This window comes from Kitasatospora aureofaciens, from assembly GCF_019192735.1.
GTDB classification, from domain to species: Bacteria; Actinomycetota; Actinomycetes; order Streptomycetales; family Streptomycetaceae; genus Kitasatospora; species Kitasatospora aureofaciens_A.
In genome coordinates this window covers 33984-57131 of sequence record NZ_JAHTKP010000047.1, presented here as the reverse complement: position 1 = coordinate 57131, position 23148 = coordinate 33984, and the positions used below count along the sequence as shown (strand labels likewise).

Below are 23148 nucleotides of genomic sequence, written 5' to 3'. Positions count from 1 at the left end.
GATCCGGCCCGGGGTCACCGCGCCGTCCGCCAGGGCGGCGAGGCCCAGCGCGCGGGCCGTGCCCCAGCGGGCGGCCCGTTCGGCGCCCTCCTCGGCGAGCGCTCGGGCCGCGGCCGGCCTGCGCGCGGCGGCGAGGATGAGGCAGGAGTCGGCCCACCACGGGGCGAAGACCGGGTTCTCGACGCCGGCGGCCTGCTGGACCCGGCCGCATTCGAGTAGCAGGCGCAGGGCGCCGTCGGTGTCACCGGCCGCCCAGCGGGCGCGGCCCCGGGCGAGCAGGTAGAGCTGTTGCTCCAGTCCGGTGCCGTCCGGCCCGGTCCGGACGGCACCGGCGAGCAGGGCCTCGGCCCGGTGGGCCTCGCCGCGGTCCACCAGGATCGCCGCGAGGACGGCCCGGGGGGCGATCAGGCAGGTGTCGGGGCCGGCCGTCCCGAACCCGTCGACCGCGGCACGGGCCACCCTCTCGGCCTCGGCGACGGCGCCGGCGCGGTGCAGGACGAGGGCCCGGCCGGCCTCGGCGAGGGTGCGGACCCAGGGGCCCGCGCCGTGCAGGGCGCGGTCGAGCACGGCGCCGGCGGCCCCGGTCTCGTCCGCGAGGGCGAGGGCGGCCGCGGCGGCGATCAGCGGCCACCCGGGGCAGGACGGCCCGGCGGCGTCCGCGGCGCGGCGGGCCGCCGCCACCGCCAGCTCGCGGGAGTGCCCGGCCAGGGCGGTGCGCAGGGCGGCGAGCGCCTGCTCCTGGACGTTCCCGAGGTCGTCCTCCGCGACCGTGAACTGCGCGGCGCGGGGAGCGGGGACGGTCGCCACGGCTGCCCGGTATCCACGGCCGGTGACCAGCAGGGCGGTCCGCACCTGCCAGCGCAGCCGCGGGCCGGGGCTGCCCTCCGGGCCGTCCAGGGCGCCCTCCAGCGCCTCCGCCAGTTCGGCGCGGGAGGACGGCGTGAGCGGGACGGCCAGGCAGGCCATCGCGCACTGGACGGCGATCCGCGCCCGCGCGGTGGGGTCGGCGGCGAGGGCGAGCGCCGCGCGGAACCTCGGGACGGCGGCCAGCGGGTCCGTCTGGGCGAGCGCGACGGCCAGCCGCAGGAGCAGCCGGTCGTCGTCCGGTGCCGCGTCCAGGGCGCGCTGCAGGAACCCGGCGGCGGTGTCGAAGTCGCCGCGCTCCTCGGCCTCGGTGGCGGCGTCCCGCAGGACCGCGGCCATCCACGGCAGCGGGGTGCCGGGGACCTCCATCAGGTGCCGGGCCACCTGCTCGGGCGGGCGGCCCGCGTCGCTGAGCAGCAGGGCGGCCCTGGCGTGCAGGTCGGCGGGACCGCCCGCGTCGCTCAGTAGGGCGGTGCGCGCGGCCTCGTGGACCGGGCCGGCGCCGTCGGCGGCGAGGACGCCGGCCTCCCGCAGCAGGGCGACGGCCTCCTCGGCGCGAGGGCCGGCCACGCCCGCGAGGGCGGCGATGTGGTCGGTGCGGGCCGCGCCGACCACCGCGACGGCGGCAGCGGCGGCCCGCACCGGGGCGGGCGCGCCGTCGAGCAGGCCGCGTACCGTCCGGGCGAGGATCCGGCCACCGAGCTCGGCCGCCCGGTCCGCACCGTCCCGGTCCGGGCGCACGCCCTGCGCGCGCAGCTCGTCGAGGACCTGCAGGGTGGTGCGCGGGTTGCCGCCGCTCACCTCGGTGAGGTGTTCGACGAAGGCGGGGTCGGCCGGTGCCTGCGACCACTGCCGGACGAGTTCCCCGACGGCGGTGCCGTCCAGCGGGGTGAGCCGCACGGTGCTGACCGAGGGCTGGGTGGAGAGGTCCAGCCAGGCTTCGGAGCCGGCCGGCCGGGTGCCGGCGCGGCGGGTGAGCGCGATCAGCAGCGGGTGCCCGGCCGAGCGCCGCAGCAGGAAGTCCAGGAAGCGGAGCGTGTGTTCGTCGCAGTCCTCGGCGTCGTCGAGGGCGAGGACGAGCGGACGGTCCGTCATCAGCGCGGCGGTGGCCCGGTAGAGAGCGTGGAAGACCGGGCAGGCGCTCGCGGGGGTGAAGGGCTGCTCGGCGCCGGGCTCGGGCAGCAGGGCGGCGAGTGCGCCGGCGAGCTCCCTGTCCACGGCTGGTGCGAGCAAGGCCCGCAGCCCCGAATAGCCCGTGCGCGCGGGTCGGTGGCCGTGCAGGACCACAGCACCGCGACGGCGGGAATCGGCCAGGAGCGCATTGAGCAGACTCGTTTTCCCGATACCGGCCGGGCCGGTCAGGAGCACGCATCGGGCCCGTCCCCGGCGCGCTGCCTCGGCATGTCCGAAAATCGTCGACAGTTCACTGCTGCGGCCGAAAATCGGCTCCGCCTCCCCCGGAATTCCCTCCGATGACAGCACGAAACCTTCACCCCCAAGCGCAGACAGTTCCGATATTCCGTCACCACGCCCGGAACGGACCACAATTGCGGCCGACAGGCGTCAGCGTACCCGAGCGCATCCGACCAAGAATGTATGGGGTCCGTCAAGAAGCCGAGGGGTGTCCGAACCAATTCCGGCCGCGCCGCGCCCGCATCCGCGGACCGGCTGGTGGCCGCCCCGAACGCCGCGGGCGCCGCCGTGACCACCAAGAAAGGTTGAAACGTCCGTTAACTTCTCTTTGCCATCAGGCTTTTCGGCCAAATACGGACACACCCGGACGATCGGGCCGGGTGCGTGCCCGGCCGGGCGCAGGACTAAGGAATTCCCGGCACCGGGCGTGAGACCACAGTGGGGTGCAGTACCAGCCGCCACCCCGCCCCGAGGGAGTCCGATGAGCACCGCGCAACGGCCGATCCTTTTCGTCAGCCTTCCGGAGAGCGGCCTGCTCAATCCGCTGCTCGTGCTGGCCGGCGAGCTGGCCCGGCGGGGCGTGCCCGACCTCTGGTTCGCCACCGACGAGCCCCGGCGCGCCGACGTCCTGGCGCTCGCCGACAAGTCGGCGGTGGAGTTCGCCTCCCTCGGCGACGTGTTCTCCGAGCTGTCCGCGGTCACCTGGGCCGACGACGTCTACCGCGAGGTGACCCAGGCCTCGCGGTTCAAGGCGCACCGCGCCGTGATCCGGCAGTCCTACCGGCCCGATCTGCAGGCCGAGAAATACCGCCGGCTCGCCGCGGTCGTGGACTCCTGCGAGCCGGCGCTGATGGTCATCGACTGCGTCAGCTCCTTCGCCGTCGACCTGGCCCTGACCCGGGGGATTCCGTTCGTCCTGAGCGTGCCATTCCTGCCGAGCAATGTCCTCACCTCGCACAGCCCGTTCGGGAACTCGTACACGCCGACGGATTTCCCCGTCCCGCATTCCGGCCTGCCCTACCCGATGGGTTTCGGCCAGCGTCTGCGCAACCGGCTCTTCAAGCTCCGCACGCTCGCACTCTTCCTCCACCCCGCGATGGGGAAGGTGCTTTCCGAGGACGCCCGGCTGCGCAAGGAACTCGGCCTGCCGAAGCCCAGCCCGATGACCCGGATCGACCGGGCGGAAATGGTGCTGTGCAATTCCGTCCCGGAACTCGACTATCCGTTCGAAATGCCGGGGAAGGTGAAGCTCGTCGGGGCGATGGTACCGCCGCTGCCGGAGACCACCCGGGCCGAGGACGGCACCGGGGTCATGGACTGGCTGGACGCGCAGTCCTCGGTGGTCTACATGGGCTTCGGCACGATCACCCGGCTGACCCGGCCGCAGGTCGGCGCCCTGGTGGAGGTGGCCCGGCGGCTGGACGGCAGCCACCAGGTGCTGTGGCGGCTGCCGGCCGAGCAGCAGCACCTCCTGCCGCCGAAGGACGAACTGCCGGACAACCTCCGGATCGAGGGCTGGCTGCCGTCCCAGCTGGACGTGCTGGCCCACCCCAAGGTCGGGGTGTTCTTCACCCACGGCGGCGGCAACGGCTTCCACGAGGGCGTGTACTTCGGAAAACCGCTGGTGGTACGGCCGTTGTGGGTGGACTGCTACGACCAGGCGGTGCGCGGGCGGGACTTCGGGATCAGCCTGACGCTGGACCGGCCGCAGGACCTCGACCCGGCCGACGTCGTGGACAAGCTCACCCGCGTGCTCGGCAACCGCTCGTTCCGCGAGCGCGCCGAACGCATCGGCGCGGCGCAGCGCGCGGCCGGCGGGCGAACCGCCGCGGCCGACCTCCTGCTCAGCCTGCCGTCCGTCGCCTGACGCCCACCCCGATCTCCCACCCCGACCGACCACCCCGACCGACCACCCCGACCGACCGCGAAGCGAGGACCCCATGCCCTTCACCATCCCCGTGTCCCGGCCGAGCCTCGACGGGCGGGAGCTGGAGTACGTCACCGACACCATCGGCGACGGCTGGATCTCCTCCCAGGGCCCGTACGTCCAGCGGTTCGAGCAGGCCTTCGCCGACTACAACGGCTCCGCCCACGGCGTCGCCTGCTCCTCGGGCACCGCGGCGCTCACGCTGGCGCTGCGCGCCCTCGGCGTGGGTCCGGGCGACGAGGTGATCGTGCCCGAGTTCACCATGATCGCCTCGGCCTGGGCCGTGACGTACACCGGCGCCACCCCGGTCTTCGTCGACTGCGCGGACGACCTGAACATCGACGTCACGCGGATCGAGGAGAAGATCACGCCGCGGACGAAGGCCGTCATGCCGGTGCACATCTACGGCCGCCGCTGCGGCATGCGGGCGGTCATGGACATCGCGCACCAGTACAACCTGCGGGTGGTGGAGGACTCCGCCGAGGCCCACGGCATCCGCCCGACCGGCGACATCGCGTGCTTCTCGCTGTTCGCCAACAAGATCATCACGGCCGGCGAGGGCGGGATCTGCCTCACCGACGACCCCCGCCTGGCCGGCCAGCTGGCCCACCTGCGCGCCATGGCCTTCACCACCGACCACAGCTTCCTGCACAAGAAGCTCGCCTACAACTTCCGGATGACGGCCATGCAGGCCGCCGTGGCCCTCGCCCAGACCGAGCGGCTGGACGGGATCCTCGCGGCCCGCCGGGAGATCGAGCGGCGCTACGACCAGGGCCTCAAGGACGTCCCCGGGATCACCCTGATGCCGCCCCGGGACGTGCTGTGGATGTACGACCTGCGCGCCGAACGCCGCACCGCGCTGCGCGAGTTCCTGGCCGCCGAGGGCATCGAGACCCGGCTGTTCTTCCAGCCGATGAGCCGCCAGCCCGGCTACCTCGACCCGGCCTGGCCCGGCCTCAACGCGGCCCGGTTCGCCGCCGACGGCCTCTACCTGCCCACCTACACCGACCTGACCGTCGCCGACCAGGACCGCGTGATCGACCGGGTCCGCGCGTTCCACGGCGCGTCCTGAACCGGACCACGAACCCGGAGCACAGATCCGGACCACAGAGACCCGGACCACATACCCGGACCGCGAACCGGCCCACGAACCCGGACCACGCCGAGGGAGACCCGACGACATGACAAGCGCCGAACCGCGGGTGGTCGACTTCCCGCTGCGAAGGCCCGGCGAGGCCTTTCCGCCGCCCCGCTACCAGGACTACCGGGACCAGCCGGGCCTGATGCTGTCCTACCTGCCCAACGGCAACAAGGTGTGGCTGGTCACCCGGCACGAGGACGTCCGGGCCGTCCTGACCAACCGGAAGATCAGCTCCAACCCGGACCACCCGGGCTTCCCGAACATCAGCCAGACCATGGGCGTGCCCCGCCAGGAGCAGATCCCCGGCTGGTTCGTCGGCCTCGACTCGCCCGAGCACGACCGCTTCCGCAAGGCGCTCATCCCCGAGTTCACCGTCCGCCGGGTCCGGGAGCTGCGTCCCGCGGTCGAGCAGACCGTCGACCGGTGTATCGACGCGATGCTGGCCGCCGGGAACGAGGCCGACCTGGTCGCCGACTTCGCGCTGCCCGTCCCCTCGCTGGTCATCTCCTCCCTGCTCGGCGTGCCGCCCGTCGACCGGGACTTCTTCGAGTCCCGCACCCGCACCCTGGTCGCCATCCAGGCCTCCACCGACCAGCAGCGCGACACCGCGTCCCGCGAACTGCTGCGCTACATCAACCGGTTGGTGGCCATCAAGCAGAAGTGGCCCGGCGACGACCTGATCAGCCGTCTGCTGGCGACCGGCGCGATCGAGCCCCAGGAGATGTCCGGGGTGCTGATGCTGCTGCTCATCGCGGGCCACGAGACCACCGCCAACAACATCGCGCTCGGCGTCGTGACGCTGCTGAACAACCCCGAGTGGATCGGCGACGACCGGGTGGTCGAGGAGACGCTGCGCTTCCACTCCGTGGCCGACCTGGTCTCCCTGCGGGTCGCCGTCGAGGACGTCGAGATCTCGGGCCAGCTGGTGCGGGCCGGCGAGGGCATCGTGCCGCTGGTGGCCGCCGCCAACCACGACGAGCAGGCCTTCGCCTGCCCGCACCGCTTCGACCCGGCCCGCACCGAGCGCCACCACGTGGCCTTCGGCTACGGCGTCCACCAGTGCCTCGGCCAGAACCTGGTCCGGATCGAGATGGAGATCGCCTACCGCAGGCTCTTCGAGCGCATCCCGGGGCTGCGCCTGGCCGTGCCGGCCGAGGAACTGCCGCTCAAGTACGACGGCGTGCTGTGCGGCCTGCACGCGCTGCCGGTCCGCTGGTAGCACGCGCTGCCTCGTCGCACCTGTCACCGACTGGTAGCACCCACCACCCACCACCGACCGGGAGAACCGTTCATGCGCATCACCGTCGACACCGACCGCTGTGTCGGCGCGGGCCAGTGCGTGCTGACCGCGCCCGCGGTCTTCGACCAGGACCACGACGGCGTGGTCGAGGTCCACGACCCCGCGGTGGGCGCCGACGAGCAGGACGCGGTCGCCCTGGCCGCCACGCTCTGCCCGTCCGGCGCCATCACCGTCCAGCGGGACTGAATCCCGCCCCCAGAGAGGACCGACCCCATGACCAGTCCCGGCACGTCGAGCACGCTGTGGCTGCGCCGCTTCCATCCGGCCGCCGACCGCCCCGTACGGCTCGTCTGCTTCCCGCACGCCGGCGGCTCCGCCCCCTTCTTCCACCCCGTCTCGGCCGCCCTCGCCGCCGACACCGAGGTGATCGCCCTGCAGTACCCCGGACGGCAGGACCGCCGGCTGGAACCCTGCATCGAGGACATCGCCACCCTGGCCGACCGGATCACCGACGAACTGCTCGCCCTGGACGACCGGCCCACCGTCTACTTCGGCCACAGCATGGGCGCCGTCCTCGCCTTCGAGACCGCCTGGCGGCTGGAGCAGAAGGGCACCCACGCACCCCGGTGCATCGTCGCCTCCGGCCGACGGGCGCCCTCCACCACTCGCAGCGAGACCGTGCACCGGCAGGACGACGACGGCATCATCGCCGAGCTCAAGCTGCTCAACGGCACCAGCGCCCAACTCCTCGGCGACGAGGAGGTCCTGCGCATGGCGATGCCCGCGATCCGGGCGGACTACCGCGCCATCGAGCGCTACACCTGCGGGGCGGAGCGGGTCGTCGGCTGCCCGATCACCGCGCTCACCGGGGACGCCGACCCCCGGACCACGATCGCCGAGGCCCGGGCCTGGCAGGTCCACACCGCCGGCGCCTTCCGGCTCCAGGTCTTCCCCGGCGGCCACTTCTTCCTGGCCGGCCGGCAAGCCGCGGTCCTCCGGGAGCTCTCCGCCGAACTCGCCGCGTTCCGCTGACCAACCGCCGGCCGGACAAGGACCTCTGATGCGCACTCTCCTGGTCGACAACTACGACTCCTTCACCTACAACCTGTTCCACTACCTCGCCGAGGTCAACGGCTGCGAGCCGGAGGTCATCCGCAACGACGACCCGGCCTTCCGGCCGGGCCTGCTCGACGCGTTCGACAACGTCGTGCTCTCCCCCGGCCCCGGCACCCCGCACAACCCCGCCGACTTCGGCCACTGCGCCGGGATCGCCCGCGAGGGCCGGCTGCCCGTCCTCGGCGTCTGCCTCGGGCACCAGGGCCTGGCCCTCGCCCACGGCGCCGCGGTGGGACGCGCGCCCGAACCCCGGCACGGGCGCACCTCGGCCGTCCGGCACACCGGCACCGGGCTCTTCCACCACCTGCCGAACCCGCTGGAGGTCGTCCGCTACCACTCGCTCGCAGTCACGACGCTCTCCCCCGCCCTGGAGCCCATCGCCTGGGCCACCGACGACGGGGTGGTGATGGCCCTGCGCCACCGCGAACTCCCCATGTGGGGCGTGCAGTTCCACCCCGAATCGATCGGCACCGAGGCCGGCCACCAACTGCTCGCGAACTTCCGCGACCTCACCGAACGCCACGGCCGCCGGCGCAGCACCACCCCGCCGCCGCCACGCACCGAGCCCACCCCCGCGCCGGCGACGCCGGCCGCCCGGCACCTGACGGTCCTGACCCGGCGGATCGACACCCGGTGGGACGCCGAGACGGTCTTCGACCGGCTGTTCCGCCCCGGCAGCCACCCCTTCTGGCTGGACAGCAGCCTCCCGGGCGGGCGGCTCGGACGGATCTCCGCGATGGGCAACGCCTCCGGGCCGCTCGCCCGGATCGCCACCGCCGACGTGTCCCGCGGCACCGTGACGGTGACCGCCGGCGACACCACCGAGGTCGTGCACGGCGCGTTCCTGGACTGGCTCGACGAAGACCTGCGCTCGGTGCGGGCGGACGTGCCCGCGCTGCCGTTCGACTTCGCGCTCGGCTGGGTCGGCTGCCTGGGCTACGAGCTCAAGGCCGAGTGCGGCGGCGACCGCGCCCACCGCTCCCCCGACCCGGACGCCGTCATGGTGTTCGCCGACCGGGCGGTCGTCCTCGACCACCACACCGGCGCCGCCCACCTGCTCGCCCTGGCCGAGGACGGGAAGGACCGCGCCGCGAGGGCCTGGCTGCAGGCCACGGAGGCCCTGCTCACCGCGCCCGCCCCGCGCACCGACGCGCCCACCGCCACCCCGCCCGGCGAACCGGTCCGGCTGCGGCTGCGCCACTACCGCGACGCCTACCTCAAGCTCATCGACGCCTGCCAGGACGAGATCGGGGCGGGCGAAACCTACGAGGTCTGCCTCACCAACATGATCGACGCCCCGTCCGGCCTCGACCCCTGGCAGGCCTACCGCGCCCTGCGGCGGATCAGCCCGGCCCCGTTCGCCGCCTTCCTGGACTTCGACGGCCTGTCGGTGCTCAGCTCCTCCCCCGAGCGCTTCCTGCGGATCGGCCCGGACGGCCTGATGGAGTCCAAGCCGATCAAGGGCACCCGGCCGCGCGGCGCCACCCCGCAGGAGGACACCCTGCTGCTCGCCGACCTGGCGACCAGCGAGAAGGACCGGGCCGAGAACCTCATGGTCGTCGACCTCGTCCGGCACGACCTCGGGCGGTGCGCGCGGACCGGATCCGTCACCGCCGACCCGCTGTTCGACGTCGAGACCTACGCCACCGTCCACCAGCTGGTCAGCACCGTCCGGGCGCAGCTGCGCCCCGAGTGCAGCGCGGTCGCGGGCGTGCGGGCGGCGTTCCCCGGCGGCTCGATGACGGGCACGCCGAAGATCCGCACCATGCAGATCATCGACCGGCTGGAGAACGGCCCGCGCGGCATCTACTCGGGCGCGATCGGCTACTTCTCGCTCACCGGCGCCGCCGATCTGAGCATCGTCATCCGCACCGCCGTGCTCAGCGGCGGCCGGCTGCGCTACGGGGTCGGTGGCGCGATCATCGCCCTGTCCGACGCCGAGGGCGAGTTCGACGAGACGGTGGTCAAGGCCCGCCCGCTGCTGGCCCTGCTCGGCACCACGCTTCCCGAGCACGCCCCGCCCCCGCCGCGCCTGCGCAGCTCTAGGGCTTTCCCGGCGGTCTCGGGCTGAGGATGGCTGCGGCAGCCCCAGCGACCCCTCGGGAGTGAAGGTGTCCGTCCACCGCAAGAACTACGCGATCGATCCGGCCGCGGGCTCGCCCGGGGCCCTGGGCGGCCACACCCTGCCGGGCGTGTTCGCGGCGGCGGTGCGCAGCGCGCCGGACGCCGTGGCCCTGGTCGACGGGGACCGCGAGCTCACCTGGGCCCAGTGGCGGGCCGAGGTGGCCGCGCTGGCCCGGGCGCTCCAGGAGCTGGGTGTCGGCCCGGGCGACGTGGTCGCGGTCCAGCTGCCGAACTGTCGGGAGTACCCGACCGCGCACGTGGCCGTCGCCACGATCGGCGCGGTCATGCTGCCGGTGCACGCCGGACACGGCGCCGCCGACGTCCGGGCCCTGCTGGCCCGGGTGGACCCGGTGGCGGTCCTGCTCGGGCCGGAGGCGGCGGGGACGGCGCCGGACCTGCTGGCGGCGGTGCCGTCGCTGCGGACGGCGCTGGTCGCGGGGGATCCGGACGAGCTGCCGCAGTCGCCGCGGGTCCACTCCCTGGAACGCGAGTCGGCCGCCTGGGCCGGCCACGAGCCGCACCCGGTCGAGGTGCGGCCGGAGCAGCCGCTGGTCCTGATCCCCTCCTCCGGCACCACCTCGGCCCGGCCGAAGATCTGCCTGCACAGCCACGACGGGCTGCTCTCCAACACCGCGCCCGTCGCGGAGGAGGGCGGCCCGGCCTTCGCCGGGGCGATCCTGACGGCCTGTCCGCTCACCCACCTGTTCGGCCTGCAATCCCTGCACACCGCGCTGTTCCGGGCCTGCCGGCAGGTGCTGCTGCGCAGTTGGGACCCGGACCGCTTCCTCGCCCTCGCCCGGCGCACCGGGCCCAGCGCGGTCTTCGCCGTCCCGGCGCAACTGCACGACGTCGTCGCCGCCCTGGCCCGCAGCGGGCAGCCGGCCGGCTTCCGCCCGTACGAGGTGCGCACCGCCGGTGCGGCGATACCCGCCGCGCTGGCGGCGGACGTCCGGGCGGCGCTCGGCGGCGAGCTGGTGGTGGTCTGGGGCATGTCCGAACTGGGCACCGGGACCCGGACCCCGGCGGGTGACCCGGCCGGGGCGGCCGTGCGCAGCGTCGGCCGGCCGACCAGCGGCGCGCAGGTCCGGATCGTCGCCGAGGACGGGCAGGAGCTGCCCGCGGGCGAGGCCGGCGACCTCCAGTACCGCAGCCCGAGCATGTTCCGCGGCTACTACCGGGAGCCCGAGCTGACCCGCGCCGCGATGACCCCGGACGGCTGGCTGCGCACCGGCGACCGGGCGAGCGTGGACGAAGACGGGCTGGTCCGCTTCCACGGCCGGTCGGCGGAGCTGATCAACGTGGGCGGGCGGAAGTTCGACGCGACCGAGGTCCAGGAGGTGCTGGCCGCCCTGCCGGGCATCGGCCCGCTCGCCGTCGTCGGCCGGGCGGACGAACGGCTCGGCGAGATCCCGTGCCTGGTGCTCACCCGCCGGGCCGACCCGGCGATCGGGCTCCGGGCGGTGACGGCGTTCCTGCGGGAGCGCGAGGTCGCCGAGTACAAGGTCCCGCTGGAGCTGGTGACCGTCGACGACCTGCCGCGCACCCCGGCCGGCAAGCTCCACCGGCGGGCGCTGGAGGAGCTGGTGGCCTCGGACGCGGCAGCCGGCACCCCGGCGGAAGGCCCGGCCCCGCTCGGGTACGGCGACGCGCTCGACCTGGTGCGCTCCTGCGCGGCCGAGGTCATGGGCCGCGGCCCCGAGGAGGAGCCGATCGGGGCGGAGACCGCGTTCCGGGCGTACGGGCTGGACTCGGTGCGCACCATCCGGCTGCGGAACCTGCTGGCAGAGGCCACCGGACGGCCGCTCCCGGTGAGCCTCGGCTTCGACCACCCGAACCCGGCGGCGGTCGCCCGCCTGCTGTCCGGGTCGGCCCCGGACCAGCCGGACGAGGACGCTGCGGTTGCCTTCGACGAACCGGTGGCCATCGTCGGCATGGCCTGCCGGCTGCCCGGCGGGATCGCCTCGCCCGACGACCTGTGGGCGCTGGTCGCCGACGGCATCCACACCGCCTCCGGGTTCCCCGACGACCGCGGCTGGGACCTGGACGGCCTGTTCCACGACGATCCGGAGCACCCGGGCACCTCATACGTCCGCAAGGGCGGCTTCCTGCCCGACGCCGGTCGGTTCGACGCCGCCTTCTTCGGCTTCTCGCCGCGCGAGGCCCTGGCCGCCGACCCGCAGCAGCGGCTGCTGCTGGAGACCGCGTGGGAGGCGCTGGAGCACGCCGGGATCGACCCGACCGGGCTGCACGGCAGCCGCACCGGGGTGTTCACCGGCGCGATGTACCACGACTACGGCGCCCGCCCGGGCGCCGGGGCCCCGGCAGAGCTGGAGGGACTGCTCGGGATCGGCACGGCCGGCAGCGCGCTGGCCGGGCGGATCTCGTACTGCTTCGGCTTCGAGGGCCCGGCCCTGACGGTGGACACCGCCTGCTCGTCCTCGCTGGTCGCCCTGCACCTGGCCTGCCGCTCGCTGTGCTCGGGCGAGTCCTCGCTCGCCCTGGCCGGCGGCGTCGCGGTGATGGCCACCCCGGCGTCCTTCGTCGAGTTCTCCCGGCTGCGCGGGCTGGCCCCGGACGGCCGCTGCAAGGCCTTCTCGGACGACGCCGACGGCGCGGCCTGGGCGGAGGGCGCGGGGCTGCTCGTCCTGGAGCGGCTGAGCGACGCCCGGCGCAACGGGCACCCGGTGCTCGCGCTCGTCCGGGGCTCGGCCGTCAACCAGGACGGCGCCTCGAACGGCATCACCGCGCCCAACGGCCCCGCGCAGCAGCGGGTCGTCCGGCGCGCGCTCGCCGACGCCGGGCTCGCCCCCGCAGACGTGGACGCCGTCGAGGCCCACGGCACCGGGACGGCGCTGGGCGACCCGATCGAGGCGCAGGCCCTGCTGGCCGTCCACGGACGCGAACGGCCGGCGGACCGGCCGCTCTGGCTGGGATCCGTGAAGTCCAACATCGGGCACGCCCAGGCGGCGGCCGGGGTCGCCGGGGTGATCAAGACGGTCCAGGCGCTGCACCACGGCCTGCTGCCACGCACACTGCACGTCACCGAGCCCACCACCCGGGTGGACTGGTCCTCGGGCGCGGTCCGGCTGCTCACCGAGGCCCGGCCGTGGCCGAGGGAGGCCGGGCGGGCGCGGCGGGCGGGAGTGTCCTCGTTCGGGATCAGCGGGACCAACGCCCATGTCGTCCTGGAGGAGGCGCCCGCGCCCGTAAGCGCCGGTGCCGCCGAGGGCGGGCCGGTGCCGCTGGTGCTCTCCGCGCGCAGCGAGCCTGCCCTGCGGGCCCAGGCCGGACGGCTGGCCGAACATGCTGCCGCGCACCCGGAGTACGCCCTGCCCGATCTCGCCCGCGCCCTGGCCACCACCCGGGCCGTCCACGGGCACCGGGCGCTTTTGGTCGGCGCGAACCGTGGCGAAGTCCTCACCGCGCTGCGGCAGTTCGCCGCCGGATCGCCCTCGCCGGTCGCCCCGGTGGCGGGCCGGCGCGACGGCGGCGGCCGGCTCGCATTCGTATTCGCCGGGCAGGGCAGCCAGCGGCCCGGGATGGGCCGTGAACTCGCCAGTGCCTTCCCGGAGTTCAGGGCTTCCCTGGAGGAGGTGTGCGCCGCCCTCGACTCCTTGCTCGACCGGCCGCTGATCTCCGTCCTGTGGGCTGAGCCCGGTCCCTTGCTGGACCGGACGGAGTACGCGCAGCCCGCGCTGTTCGCCCACGAGGTCGCGCTGCACCGGCTCTTCGCCTCCTGGGGCGTGCGGCCCGACCTGCTGGCCGGGCACTCCGTCGGCGAGATCGCCGCCGCCCAGGTGGCCGGGGTGCTCTCCCTCGCGGACGCCTGCACCCTGGTCGCCGCCCGGGGCCGGCTCATGCAGGCCCTGCCGGCCGGTGGCGCCATGCTCGCCGTGCAGGCGACGGAGGACGAAGTCCGGCCGCTCCTGGGTGAGTTCGTCTCGATCGCGGCGGTGAACGGCCCGTCCTCAGTGGTCGTCTCGGGCACCGAGGACGCCGTCGCGGCGATCGAGGCCCGCTTCGCCGACCGGCGCACGACCCGGCTGCGCGTCTCGCACGCCTTCCACTCCCCGCTGCTGGAACCGATGCTGGCCGAGTTCCGGGCGGTGGCGGCCCGGCTGTCCTTCACCGCGCCCGCCGTTCCCCTGGTCTCCGGGGTCACCGGCCGCCTCCTCACCGGGGACGATGCCTGCGACCCCGGCTACTGGGTGCGGCAGGTCCGCGAACCGGTCCGGTTCCGGGACACCGTCGAGCAGCTGCGCCGCGAACGGGTCGACGCCTACGTGGAGCTCGGCCCCGCCGCCGCGCTCGCGCCGATGGTCGGGGAATGCCTGGCCGGGCCCGGCGGACGGCGGCCGTCCGCCGCCGTGATCGCCACCGGATCGGCCGACGGGGACGAGACCCGGGGTGCGCTCGCCGCCGTGGCGCGGCTGCACCTGCACGGCGTGCCGGTGAACTGGGACGCCGTCCTGCCCGGGACCGGGCCGGTGCCGCTGCCGACCTATCCGTTCCAGCGGCAGACGTACTGGCTGGCCGCGCAGGCTCCGCTGCCGGTGCTGGCGCCCGCCGACGCCCCGTCGGCTCCTCTCGCCGAGCGCCTCGCGACGGCGGGCGCCGAGGAACGCGACGCCGTCCTCCTGACGCTGGTCCTGGCGGAGACCGCGGCCGTGCTCGGACGGACCGCCGCCGAGCTGGACGCCGCGCAGGCCTTCGCGGACCTCGGCATCAACTCCGTGAACGCGATCGAACTGCGCGAGCGGATCGCCGCCGCGACCGGCAGCGCGCTCCCCGCAACCCTGGTGTTCGACCACCCGTCGCCGCACGCCGTGGTCCGCGTCCTGCGCGGCTGCATCGCCCGTCCCGCCGGGCAGCCGGGCACGGCGGCCGAGCTGGTCGAGCGGCTGGCCGACCTGCTCGCGGCCGGAACGCCCGTCGACCCGGCCACCGCCGCCCGGCTCCGCGACCTCGCCCAGCGCTGCGCCCCGCCGGCCGCCCCGGCGCGCCGCGTCCCCGGCCCGGAGCTCGACACGGCCACCGACGAGGAGCTGTTCCGCCTGATGGACGCCGTCGACTGAGGCGCCCGAACCGCCCGTCCCACCCCACCAACCGCCGCTCGGAGACCCGCCCATGACCGGCCGTACTCCTGCTCCGCCCTCGCACCCGGGCGCTCGTCCGGGCGCCGACGACATCGTGATCGAGGCGGTCGACGTCGGCATGACCTTCGGCACCGTCCGCGCGCTCGACGCGGTCAGCCTCACCGTCCGCCGGGGCAGCGTCCTCGCCCTGCTCGGCCACAACGGCGCCGGCAAGACCACCCTCGTCGGCGTCCTCACCACCGCCCTGGCGCCCACCTCCGGCCGGGCCGCCGTCGCCGGGTACGACGTCCGCCGCCGGCCCGCGGAGGTCCGCCGGCGGATCGGCCTCACCGGCCAGTACGCCACCGTCGACGGACGGCTCAGCGGGCGCGACAACCTCGTCCTGCTCGCCGGGCTGCTCGGGGCCGGCCGCCGCGCCGCCCGCGCCCGGGCCGACGAGCTGCTGGACCTTTTCAAGCTCGGGCACGTCGCCACCCGGCCCGCCCGCGGCTACTCCGGCGGCCTGCGCCGCCGCCTCGACCTGGCCGCGAGCCTGGTCGGGCGCCCGGAGGTGGTCTTCCTCGACGAGCCGACCACCGGCCTCGACCCGGTGAGCCGGCTCGGCCTGTGGGAGATCGTCGAAGGGCTGGTGGCCGAGGGCACCACTGTCCTGCTCACCACCCAGTACCTGGAGGAGGCGGACCGGCTCGCCGACTCGATCACCGTCCTCTCCGGCGGATCCGTGATCGCCGGCGGCACCCCCGCCGAACTCAAGGCCCGGGTGGGCCGGCGCACCGTCACCGTCGTCCTCGACGGCGCCGACGACCCGGCCCGCGCGGCCGAGGCGCTGCGCCGCGCCGGGCTGGCGCCGGTCGCGGGCCGCGAGGACGCCACGCTGGTCGTCCCCATCGAGGCCACCCGCGACATCGCGGCCGTGGTCCGGGCCCTCGACGGGGTGGGCATCGAGGCCGCCGAACTCTCCTTCGGCGAGCCCAGCCTGGACGACGTCTACCTCGCCCTGGCCCACCGCCCCGACCGCCCGGAAGGACCCGCCCGGTGACCACCACGCTCGACACCAGCCGGCCGCCCCGCACACCGACGTCCGCGCCACCCGCCTGGCGCGGCAGTTCGCGGCTCACCCAGGTCCGGATCCTCACCGGGCGGTCGCTGCGCTCGCTGGTGACGGACCCCGCCGTCCTGCTCTTCGGGCTGCTGCAGCCCGTGATCACCCTCGTGGTGCTGACCCAGGTCTTCGGCAAGATGGGGCTCCCGCCGCACTTCCCCCCGGGCGTCCGGTACCTGGACTTCGTCCTCCCGGCCGTCCTGGTGGACAACGCCGTGCAGTCCGCCGTCCAGTCGGGGGTCGGACTGGTCGAGGACCTGCAGAACGGCATCGTCGCCCGGCTGCGCTGCCTGCCCGTCGCGCCGAGCTCGCTGCTGATCGCCCGCAGCCTCACCACCCTGGTGCGCGGCGCCGTCCAGGCCGGGATCATCCTGCTGCTCGGTACCGCCGTGCTCGGCTACGCGCCGCGCGGCGGAGCCGCCGCGGTCGCCGCCTCCGTCGGGCTGACCCTGTTCATCAGCTGGGCACTCGGCTGGGTGTTCATCGCCGCCGCGGCCTGGCTGCGCCGGGCCGAGCCGATCCAGAACCTGGCGATCATCGCCGTGCTGCCGCTGATGTTCGCCTCCAGCGCCTACGTCCCGACCGCCGACCTGCCGGACTGGCTCGCCGCGGTCTCCCGGGTCAACCCGCTGACGTACGCGATCGACTCGACGCGCGCGCTGGCCCTCGGCCTGCCCGGGACGGGCACCGCCGTGTCGGCGCTGCTGCTCGGCGCGGCGCTCGCGGCGGTCGGCGCGGGCCTCGCGGTCCTCGGCTTCCGCCGGCCGCTGACGCCGCGCTGACCCACATCGGCCCGGCCCCCTTCCGTCGCTGCGGAAGGGGGCCGGCCGCCGTCAGGAGGTACGGTCACCGGTTTCCGTGCGGACGGCCGCCGAGTACAGCGGCCAGCCGTCGTGGTCCGGACGGCACGACACGTCCGCGAAGCACCCCGACTCCCGCAGCAGCGCCGGCACCGACGCACCGTGAAGGTGGCCGTGCTCGACGACCAGCACACCGCCCGCGCGCAGCAGCCCCGCCGCGGCCTCCACCACCTGCCGGACGACCCGCAGACCGTCCGCGCCCCCGAACACCGCCTGCCGGGGCTGATAGCGGCCGAACTCGTCCGATACCTCCGCCGCGTCCGGCATGAACGGCGGGTTCGCCAGCACCAGGTCCACCCGCCTGTCCAGCCCGGTCAGCGCACCCGCCCGGGTGGCCTCGCCCTCGTGCACCGTGACCGCGGTGTCCCCGAGAGCGGCGCGCCGGGCGGCGTTGCGGCGGGCGAAGTCCACGGCGACCGGATCGAACTCGACCGCGTGCACCTGCGCGTCCGGCCGCCCGGCGGCCAAGGCCAGCCCGATCGCGCCGGACCCCGCACACAGGTCCACCACCGTCGGCCCGGCGATGCCCGCGACGGTCTCCCGGCCCGCCGCCAGTACCAGCTCGCTGTGCACCCGGGGCACGAACACGCCCGGTCCGACCACGAGTTCGAGGCCCGCGAACACAGCCCGTCCGGTCAGGTGCCCCAGCGGCACCCCGTCGGCTCGTCTGCCCACCAGGTCCCGTAGCCGGCGGACCGCTCGGCCGTCGAGCACCCGCTCCCGGTCCAGCTCCGCCGGCTCCACCCCGAGCACCCGCGCGGCCAGCTCCTCCACCTCCCGCCGCGCTTCCGCCTGCGCCGTCGCGCGCAGAATCGGGACCGCCTCGTCGAGCAGATCCCCGAGTGTCGTCGATCTCACTGTCGCCTCCCAGTCCGCCGTGCGGCACTCGCGGCCGCACAATGCCGCCAACTCTGCGGCCGGGGAAGCTAGGTGAGCATTCAGACTTGGCGCCAACGCATGGGACACGCCGCAGGAGCCCGCTGGGTGCGGGCTCCTGCGGCGGGGTGGGGACCGGTTCTCAGTCGGCGAGGCCCAGTTCGTTGTCCAGGAGGTCGAACATCTCGTCGTCCGAGGCCGACTCGAAGTCGAAGGCTCCGGACTCGGCGGGCTCACCGGTGGACATGCTGCGGGCGGCGAGCCACTTCGCGCGGAGCACCTCCAGGCGGGCGGCGACCTGGTCGAACAGGCCCTCGTCCGCCGCCGTGGTGCCGAACGCCTGCTCCAGGCGGTCGAGTTCGGCCAGCAGGGCGGCCGGGCCCGCGGTCGGTTCCGGTTCGAGCCCGAGGCGGTCGAAGAGGTGGTCCGCCAGTTCCGCGACTGTCGGGTGGTCGAAGACCAGGGTGGCGGGCAGCCGCAGGCCCGCGAGCGCGCTCAGGCGGTTGCGCAGTTCGACGGCCGTCAGCGAGTCCAGCCCGAGATCCTGGAAGGCCCGCTGCGGATCCACCCCGGACGCCTCGGTGTGGCCGAGGACCGCGGCCACCTGCCGGCGGACCGCCTCCAGGAGGACCTCGTGCCGCTCGGCCCCCCGGAGTTCGGACAGCCTCCGGACGAACTCGGCACCGCCGCCGGCACCGCCGTCCGCACCGGCGGCCGAGCCGCGCCGCACCGGCATGCGCACCAGGCCGCGCAGCAGCGGCGGCACTTCGCCGCGCTGCCGGAGGGCAACCGGGTCCAGCCGGAGCGGGAGGACGGCGGGATCCGCACTGGCCACGGTGGCGTCGAACAGTGCCAGCCCCTGCTCCGCGCCGAGCGCCGGCATGCCCGCGCGGGCCAACCGTTCGGTCTCGGCCTCGGTGAGGCCGCCGGTCATGCCGCCGGTGCCGGCCCACGGGCCCCAGGCCAGCGAGACGGCCGGCAGGCCGAGGGAGCGGCGGTGCCGGGCGAGCGCGTCCAGGAAGGCGTTGGCGGCGGCGTAGTTGGCCTGGCCGGGGTTGCCGAGCGTCCCGGCCGCGGAGGAGAAGAGGACGAAGGCGGTGAGGTCCACGCCCTCGGTGGCCCGGTGGAGGTTCCAGGCGGCGTCGGCCTTCGGCCGCAGGACGCCCGAGACCCGCTCGGGGGTGAGGGAGCCGATCACGCCGTCGTCCAGGACACCCGCGGTGTGCACCACCGCCCGGATCGTGTGCCGGGCGAACAGGCCTGCCACGGCGGACGGTTCGGCGACGTCGCAGGCCTCGACGACGGCCTCGGCGCCCAGCTCGGACAGCTCGGCGACCAGGGCGTCGACCCCGTCGGCGTCGGGACCGCTGCGGCTGACCAGCAGCAGGCGGCGCACCCCGTGCCCGGCCGCCAGGTGCCTGGCCAGCGCGCGGCCCAGACCGCCGGTGCCGCCGGTGATCAGGACCGTGCCCTCGGCGGGCCAGCGCGCCGCCTCGGTCGAGGGCTCGGCCCGGACGAGCCGAGCGGCGAGCAACTCGCCGTTGCGGATGAGGAGTTGCGGTTCGTCCAGGGCGAGGGCGGCGGACGGCAGCTCGTGCTCGTCGGCCGGGAGGTCGATCAGGCCGAACCGGCCCGGCTCCTCGGAGGCCGCCGAGCGGACCAGGCCCCAGACTGCGGCCCCGGCGAGGTCGGCGCCGGACACCGCGCCCCTGGTGACGAAGACCAGCCGCGAGACGGCGAACCGCTCGTGCGCGAGCCACGTCCGGACGAGGTCCAGGACGTCGGCCGCCCGGGCGTGCACCGACTCGGCACCGCCGGCGGGGAGAGTGACCAGCACCACCGGGGGGACGTCCGACAGCTCGGCCAACGCCTGTGCGCTCGGCTCGACTTCGACGAACGGGATCGCCGGCTGGTCCACTTCGACCGGCACCCAGTCGAGGCGGAACAGTGAGTCCCGGCCGACCGGTCCGGCGGCGCCGAGCTGGTCGGCGCTGACCGGCCGCACCGTCAGCGCGCCGACCGAGGCCACCGGCCTGCCGCCGGCATCGGCTGCTTCGAGCGACAGCCCGCCGGACGCCGAGGGCGTCAGGCGCACCCGGAGCGCGGACGCGCCGGAGGCGTGCAGCGCCACGTTCTCCCACGCGAACGGCACCCCGGCGGCGCCCTCGCCGAGCCCGCCCGGTGCGAGCGTGTGCAGCGCGAGTGTGTGCAGGCAGGCGTCGAACAGCGCCGGGTGCAGGCCGTAGGCGGTGCCGTCGACTCCGTCCGGGAGCGCGACGTCGGCGAACAGCTCCTCCCCGCGGCGCCAGGCCGCGCGCAGCCCCTGGAACGCCGGGCCGTACCCGAACCCGGCCTCCGCCAGCCCGTCGTACAGGCCGGTCAGGTCGAGCGGGTCGGCGCCGGCCGGCGGCCACACCGACGCGTCGAACTCCGCCGGCGCCGCGCCCGTCCCCAGCACTCCGCTCGCGTGCAGGGTCCACGGCTGCAGAGCCCCCGAACCGGGCCGCGAGTGCACGCTCACGGACCGCCGGCCCGAGTCGTCCGGCGCCCCGACCGCGACCTGTAGCTGCACGGCGCCCGTCCCGGGCAGGACCAGCGGCGCCGCCAGCGTCAGCTCCTCGACCACGTCGCACCCGACCTCGTCGCCCGCCCGGACGGCCAGCTCGACCAGCGCCGTGCCCGGCAGGATCACCGAGCCCAGCACCACGTGGTCCGCCGACCAGGGGTGGGACCGGGCCGACAGCCGACCCGTGAACAGGAGGCCGTCGCTGCCGGCCAGTTCCAGCGCGCCGGTGACCAGCGGGTGCTCCGCCGACCGCAGCCCGGCCGCCTCGGCGCCCCGGCCGCCGGGCGCGCCGGTCGGCCAGTAGTCGCGGTGCTCGAACGCGTACGTCGGGAGGTCGGCGAGGCGCCCGCCCGTCCCGGCGAACAGAGCACGCCAGCCGACCTTCGCGCCGCGGACGTACAGCCGCGCGAGGGCGTGCAGGACGGTCGCCTCCTCGGGACGGTCCTTGCGGAGGGCCGGGACCGCCGCCGCCTCGTCGTCGGGCAGGGCGCTCGCGGTGAGGGCGGTGAGGACGGTGTCGGGGCCGAGTTCGAGGAACCGGCGGACGCCGGCGGTGTGGAGGGTGCGGATGCCGTCGGCGAAGCGGACGGCCTCGCGGACGTGGCGGACCCAGTAGTCGGGGGTGCGGAGGTGGTCGGGCTCGGCCAGGTCGCCGGTGAGGTTGGAGACGATCGGGATCTTCGGCTCGGCGAAGGTGAGGCCGGTCAGGACGGCCCGGAAGTCCTCCAGCATCGGGCCCATGAGCGGGGAGTGGAAGGCGTGCGAGACCCGCAGGCGGGTCGTCTTCCGGTCCGCGAAGTGGGCTTCGATCGCTGCGACGGCTTCCTCGGTGCCGGAGACGACGACCGAGGACGGGCCGTTGACGGCGGCGATCGAGACGAAGTCGGTGAGGAGGGGCAGGACTTCGTCCTCGGCGGCCTGGACGGCGAGCATCGCGCCGCCGGACGGGAGAGCCTGCATCAGGCGCCCGCGTGCGGCGACCAGCGCGCAGGCGTCGGCGAGGGAGAACACCCCCGCGACGTGAGTTGCGGCGACCTCACCGATCGAGTGCCCGGCGAGGAAGTCGGCACGGACGCCGAGGGATTCGACCAGGCGGTAGAGCGCGACCTCGACGGCGAACAGCCCGGCCTGGGCGTACGCGGTCTGGTTCAGCAGGTCCTCGTCCTCGCCCCACACCACGGCGCGGAGAGGCTGCTCCAGGTGCTCGTCCAGCCCCGCGCACACCGCGTCGAAGGCGTCGGCGAACACGGGGAAGCGGGAGTACAACTCCCGTCCCATGCCGAGCCGTTGCGAGCCCTGGCCGGAGAACAGGAACGCGTTCTTGCCCTCAGTCGCGACGCCCCGAGCAACCTCGGAGCCGTCCACGAGCACCGCGCGGTGCGCGAAGCTCGACCGGCCGGCCAAGGTGGAGCCCACGTCGACGGCCGACTGCCCGGGCAGGTCCGCGATGCGCGCGACCTGGGTGTCCAGTGCCGCCTCCGACTTGGCCGACACCACCCACGGCAGCATGCCGGGTGCGGGGGCGATCTCCCCCGGGGCCACCGGTTCGGGCTGCTCCAGGATCACGTGCGCGTTGGTGCCGCTGATTCCGAAGGACGACACCCCCGCCCGGCGCGGCCTGTCCGCCGTCGGCCACTCGGTGCGCTCGGTCAGCAGCTCGACGGCGCCCGCCGTCCAGTCGACGTGCGAGGAGGGGCGGTCGATGTGCAGAGACTTCGGCAGCTCTCCGTGCTTCATCGCCAGCACCATCTTGATCACGCCCGCCACGCCGGCCGCCGCCTGGGCGTGGCCGATGTTCGACTTGATCGAGCCCAGCAGCAACGGGTGTTGACGATCCTGGCCGTACGTCGCGAGCAGGGCCTGCGCCTCGATCGGGTCACCCAGCGTCGTGCCCGTGCCGTGCGCCTCCACCGCGTCCACCTCGGACGCCGACAGGCCGGCACTCGCCAGCGCCTGCCGGATCACCCTTTGCTGGGACGGGCCGTTCGGCGCCGTCAGGCCGTTGGACGCGCCGTCCTGGTTGACCGCGCTGCCACGCAGGACCGCGAGGATTCGGTGCCCGTTGCGCCGGGCGTCCGACAGACGCTCCAGCACCACCAGGCCCACGCCCTCGCCCCAGCCCACGCCGTCCGCCGCCTCGGCGAAGGCCTTGCTGCGGCCGTCCGCGGCCAGGCCGCGCTGCCGGGAGAACTCGACGAACGTCGCCGGGGTGGACATCACGGTCACACCGCCGGCCAGTGCCAGCGAGCACTCCCCGGTCCGCAGCGCTTGCGCCGCCAGATGCATGGCGACCAGCGACGACGAGCAGGCCGTGTCCACCGTCACCGCCGGACCCTCCAGGCCCAGCGTGTACGACACCCGGCCCGAGGCGACACTCCCCGCGCTGCCACTGCCCTGGTGGCCCTCGAACTCACCACCGCCGAGCAGGCTCGCGTAGTCCGCGTACATCACGCCCGCGAACACACCCGTCCGGCTTCCCCGCAGCGACACCGGGTCGATGCCGGCTCGCTCGAACGCCTCCCACGAGGTCTCCAGCAGAAGGCGCTGCTGCGCATCCGTCGCCAATGCCTCCCTCGGACTCATCCCGAAGAAGCCCGCGTCGAACGCGGCCGCCGCGCTCAGGAATCCACCCGTCCTCGTGTAGGACGTGCCGGTGTGATCCGGGTCGGGGTTGTACAGCGACTCGACGTCCCAGCCGCGCTCGGCCGGGAAGTCCGAGACCGCGTCCACACCGTCGGCCACCAGCCGCCACAGATCCTCCGGCGACTCCACCCCACCCGGATACCGACACGCCATCCCCACGATGACGATCGGATCATCGGA

General features: G+C 74.9%; 12 protein-coding genes (1 of these 12 cut by a window edge). 9 read left to right on the top strand and 3 right to left on the bottom strand.

Annotation, left to right across the window (positions count from 1 at the left end; all coding sequences use genetic code 11):
- Positions 1-2346 (bottom strand): ATP-binding protein (locus KV557_RS31290; RefSeq protein ID WP_218204930.1); only part of this gene is annotated, 2346 nt, incomplete at its 3' end.
- A gap of 412 nt (positions 2347-2758) precedes the next feature.
- Here KV557_RS31290 and KV557_RS31285 point away from each other — a divergent pair.
- The 9 genes from KV557_RS31285 (at position 2759) to KV557_RS31245 (ending at position 16805) form a co-directional block, all read left to right on the top strand.
- Positions 2759-4144 carry a glycosyltransferase gene (locus KV557_RS31285; protein ID WP_218204929.1) on the top strand — a complete coding sequence of 462 codons (1386 nt, stop codon included), beginning with the start codon at positions 2759-2761 and terminating at the stop codon, positions 4142-4144.
- A gap of 73 nt (positions 4145-4217) precedes the next feature.
- The gene (locus KV557_RS31280) at positions 4218-5276 is read left to right on the top strand and encodes a DegT/DnrJ/EryC1/StrS family aminotransferase (RefSeq protein WP_218204928.1); all 1059 of its coding nucleotides are present in this window, start codon (positions 4218-4220) and stop codon (positions 5274-5276) included.
- A gap of 109 nt (positions 5277-5385) precedes the next feature.
- Positions 5386-6564 (top strand): cytochrome P450, encoded by a 1179-nt coding sequence (locus KV557_RS31275; protein WP_218204927.1) that lies wholly within the window; start codon positions 5386-5388, stop codon positions 6562-6564.
- Between the two features lie 72 nt (positions 6565-6636).
- Entirely contained in the window at positions 6637-6831 is a 195-nt protein-coding gene (locus tag KV557_RS31270; RefSeq protein WP_218204926.1) for a ferredoxin, read from the top strand.
- A 27-nt stretch (positions 6832-6858) separates the two neighbouring features.
- The gene (locus KV557_RS31265; protein ID WP_218204925.1) at positions 6859-7617 is read left to right on the top strand and encodes a thioesterase II family protein; all 759 of its coding nucleotides are present in this window, start codon (positions 6859-6861) and stop codon (positions 7615-7617) included.
- A gap of 28 nt (positions 7618-7645) precedes the next feature.
- Positions 7646-9772: an aminodeoxychorismate synthase component I gene (gene pabB / locus KV557_RS31260; RefSeq protein ID WP_218204924.1), complete on the top strand. Its 2127-nt coding sequence runs from the start codon at positions 7646-7648 to the stop codon at positions 9770-9772.
- Positions 9773-9812: 40 nt separating this feature from the next.
- Positions 9813-14900 (top strand): type I polyketide synthase, encoded by a 5088-nt coding sequence (locus tag KV557_RS31255; RefSeq protein WP_218204923.1) that lies wholly within the window; start codon positions 9813-9815, stop codon positions 14898-14900.
- Between the two features lie 52 nt (positions 14901-14952).
- Positions 14953-15960 carry an ATP-binding cassette domain-containing protein gene (locus KV557_RS31250; RefSeq protein WP_218204922.1) on the top strand — a complete coding sequence of 336 codons (1008 nt, stop codon included), beginning with the start codon at positions 14953-14955 and terminating at the stop codon, positions 15958-15960.
- Positions 15957-16805 (top strand): ABC transporter permease, encoded by an 849-nt coding sequence (locus KV557_RS31245; protein ID WP_218204921.1) that lies wholly within the window; start codon positions 15957-15959, stop codon positions 16803-16805. The genes KV557_RS31250 and KV557_RS31245 overlap by 4 nt, the downstream gene beginning before the upstream one ends.
- Before the next feature lie 51 nt (positions 16806-16856).
- On the opposite strand, the gene KV557_RS31240 is transcribed toward KV557_RS31245, so the two are convergent.
- Positions 16857-17741, bottom strand: a complete 885-nt coding sequence (locus tag KV557_RS31240; RefSeq protein WP_218204920.1) for a N5-glutamine methyltransferase family protein — start codon at positions 17739-17741, stop codon at positions 16857-16859.
- A 160-nt stretch (positions 17742-17901) separates the two neighbouring features.
- A protein-coding gene (locus KV557_RS31235; RefSeq protein ID WP_218204919.1) for a type I polyketide synthase crosses the window boundary here: on the bottom strand, positions 17902-23148 show its 3' end. The gene runs 25389 nt beyond the window's last position; 5247 of the gene's 30636 nt are visible here — the last part of the coding sequence; its start codon lies beyond the right edge, outside the window; it ends in the stop codon at positions 17902-17904.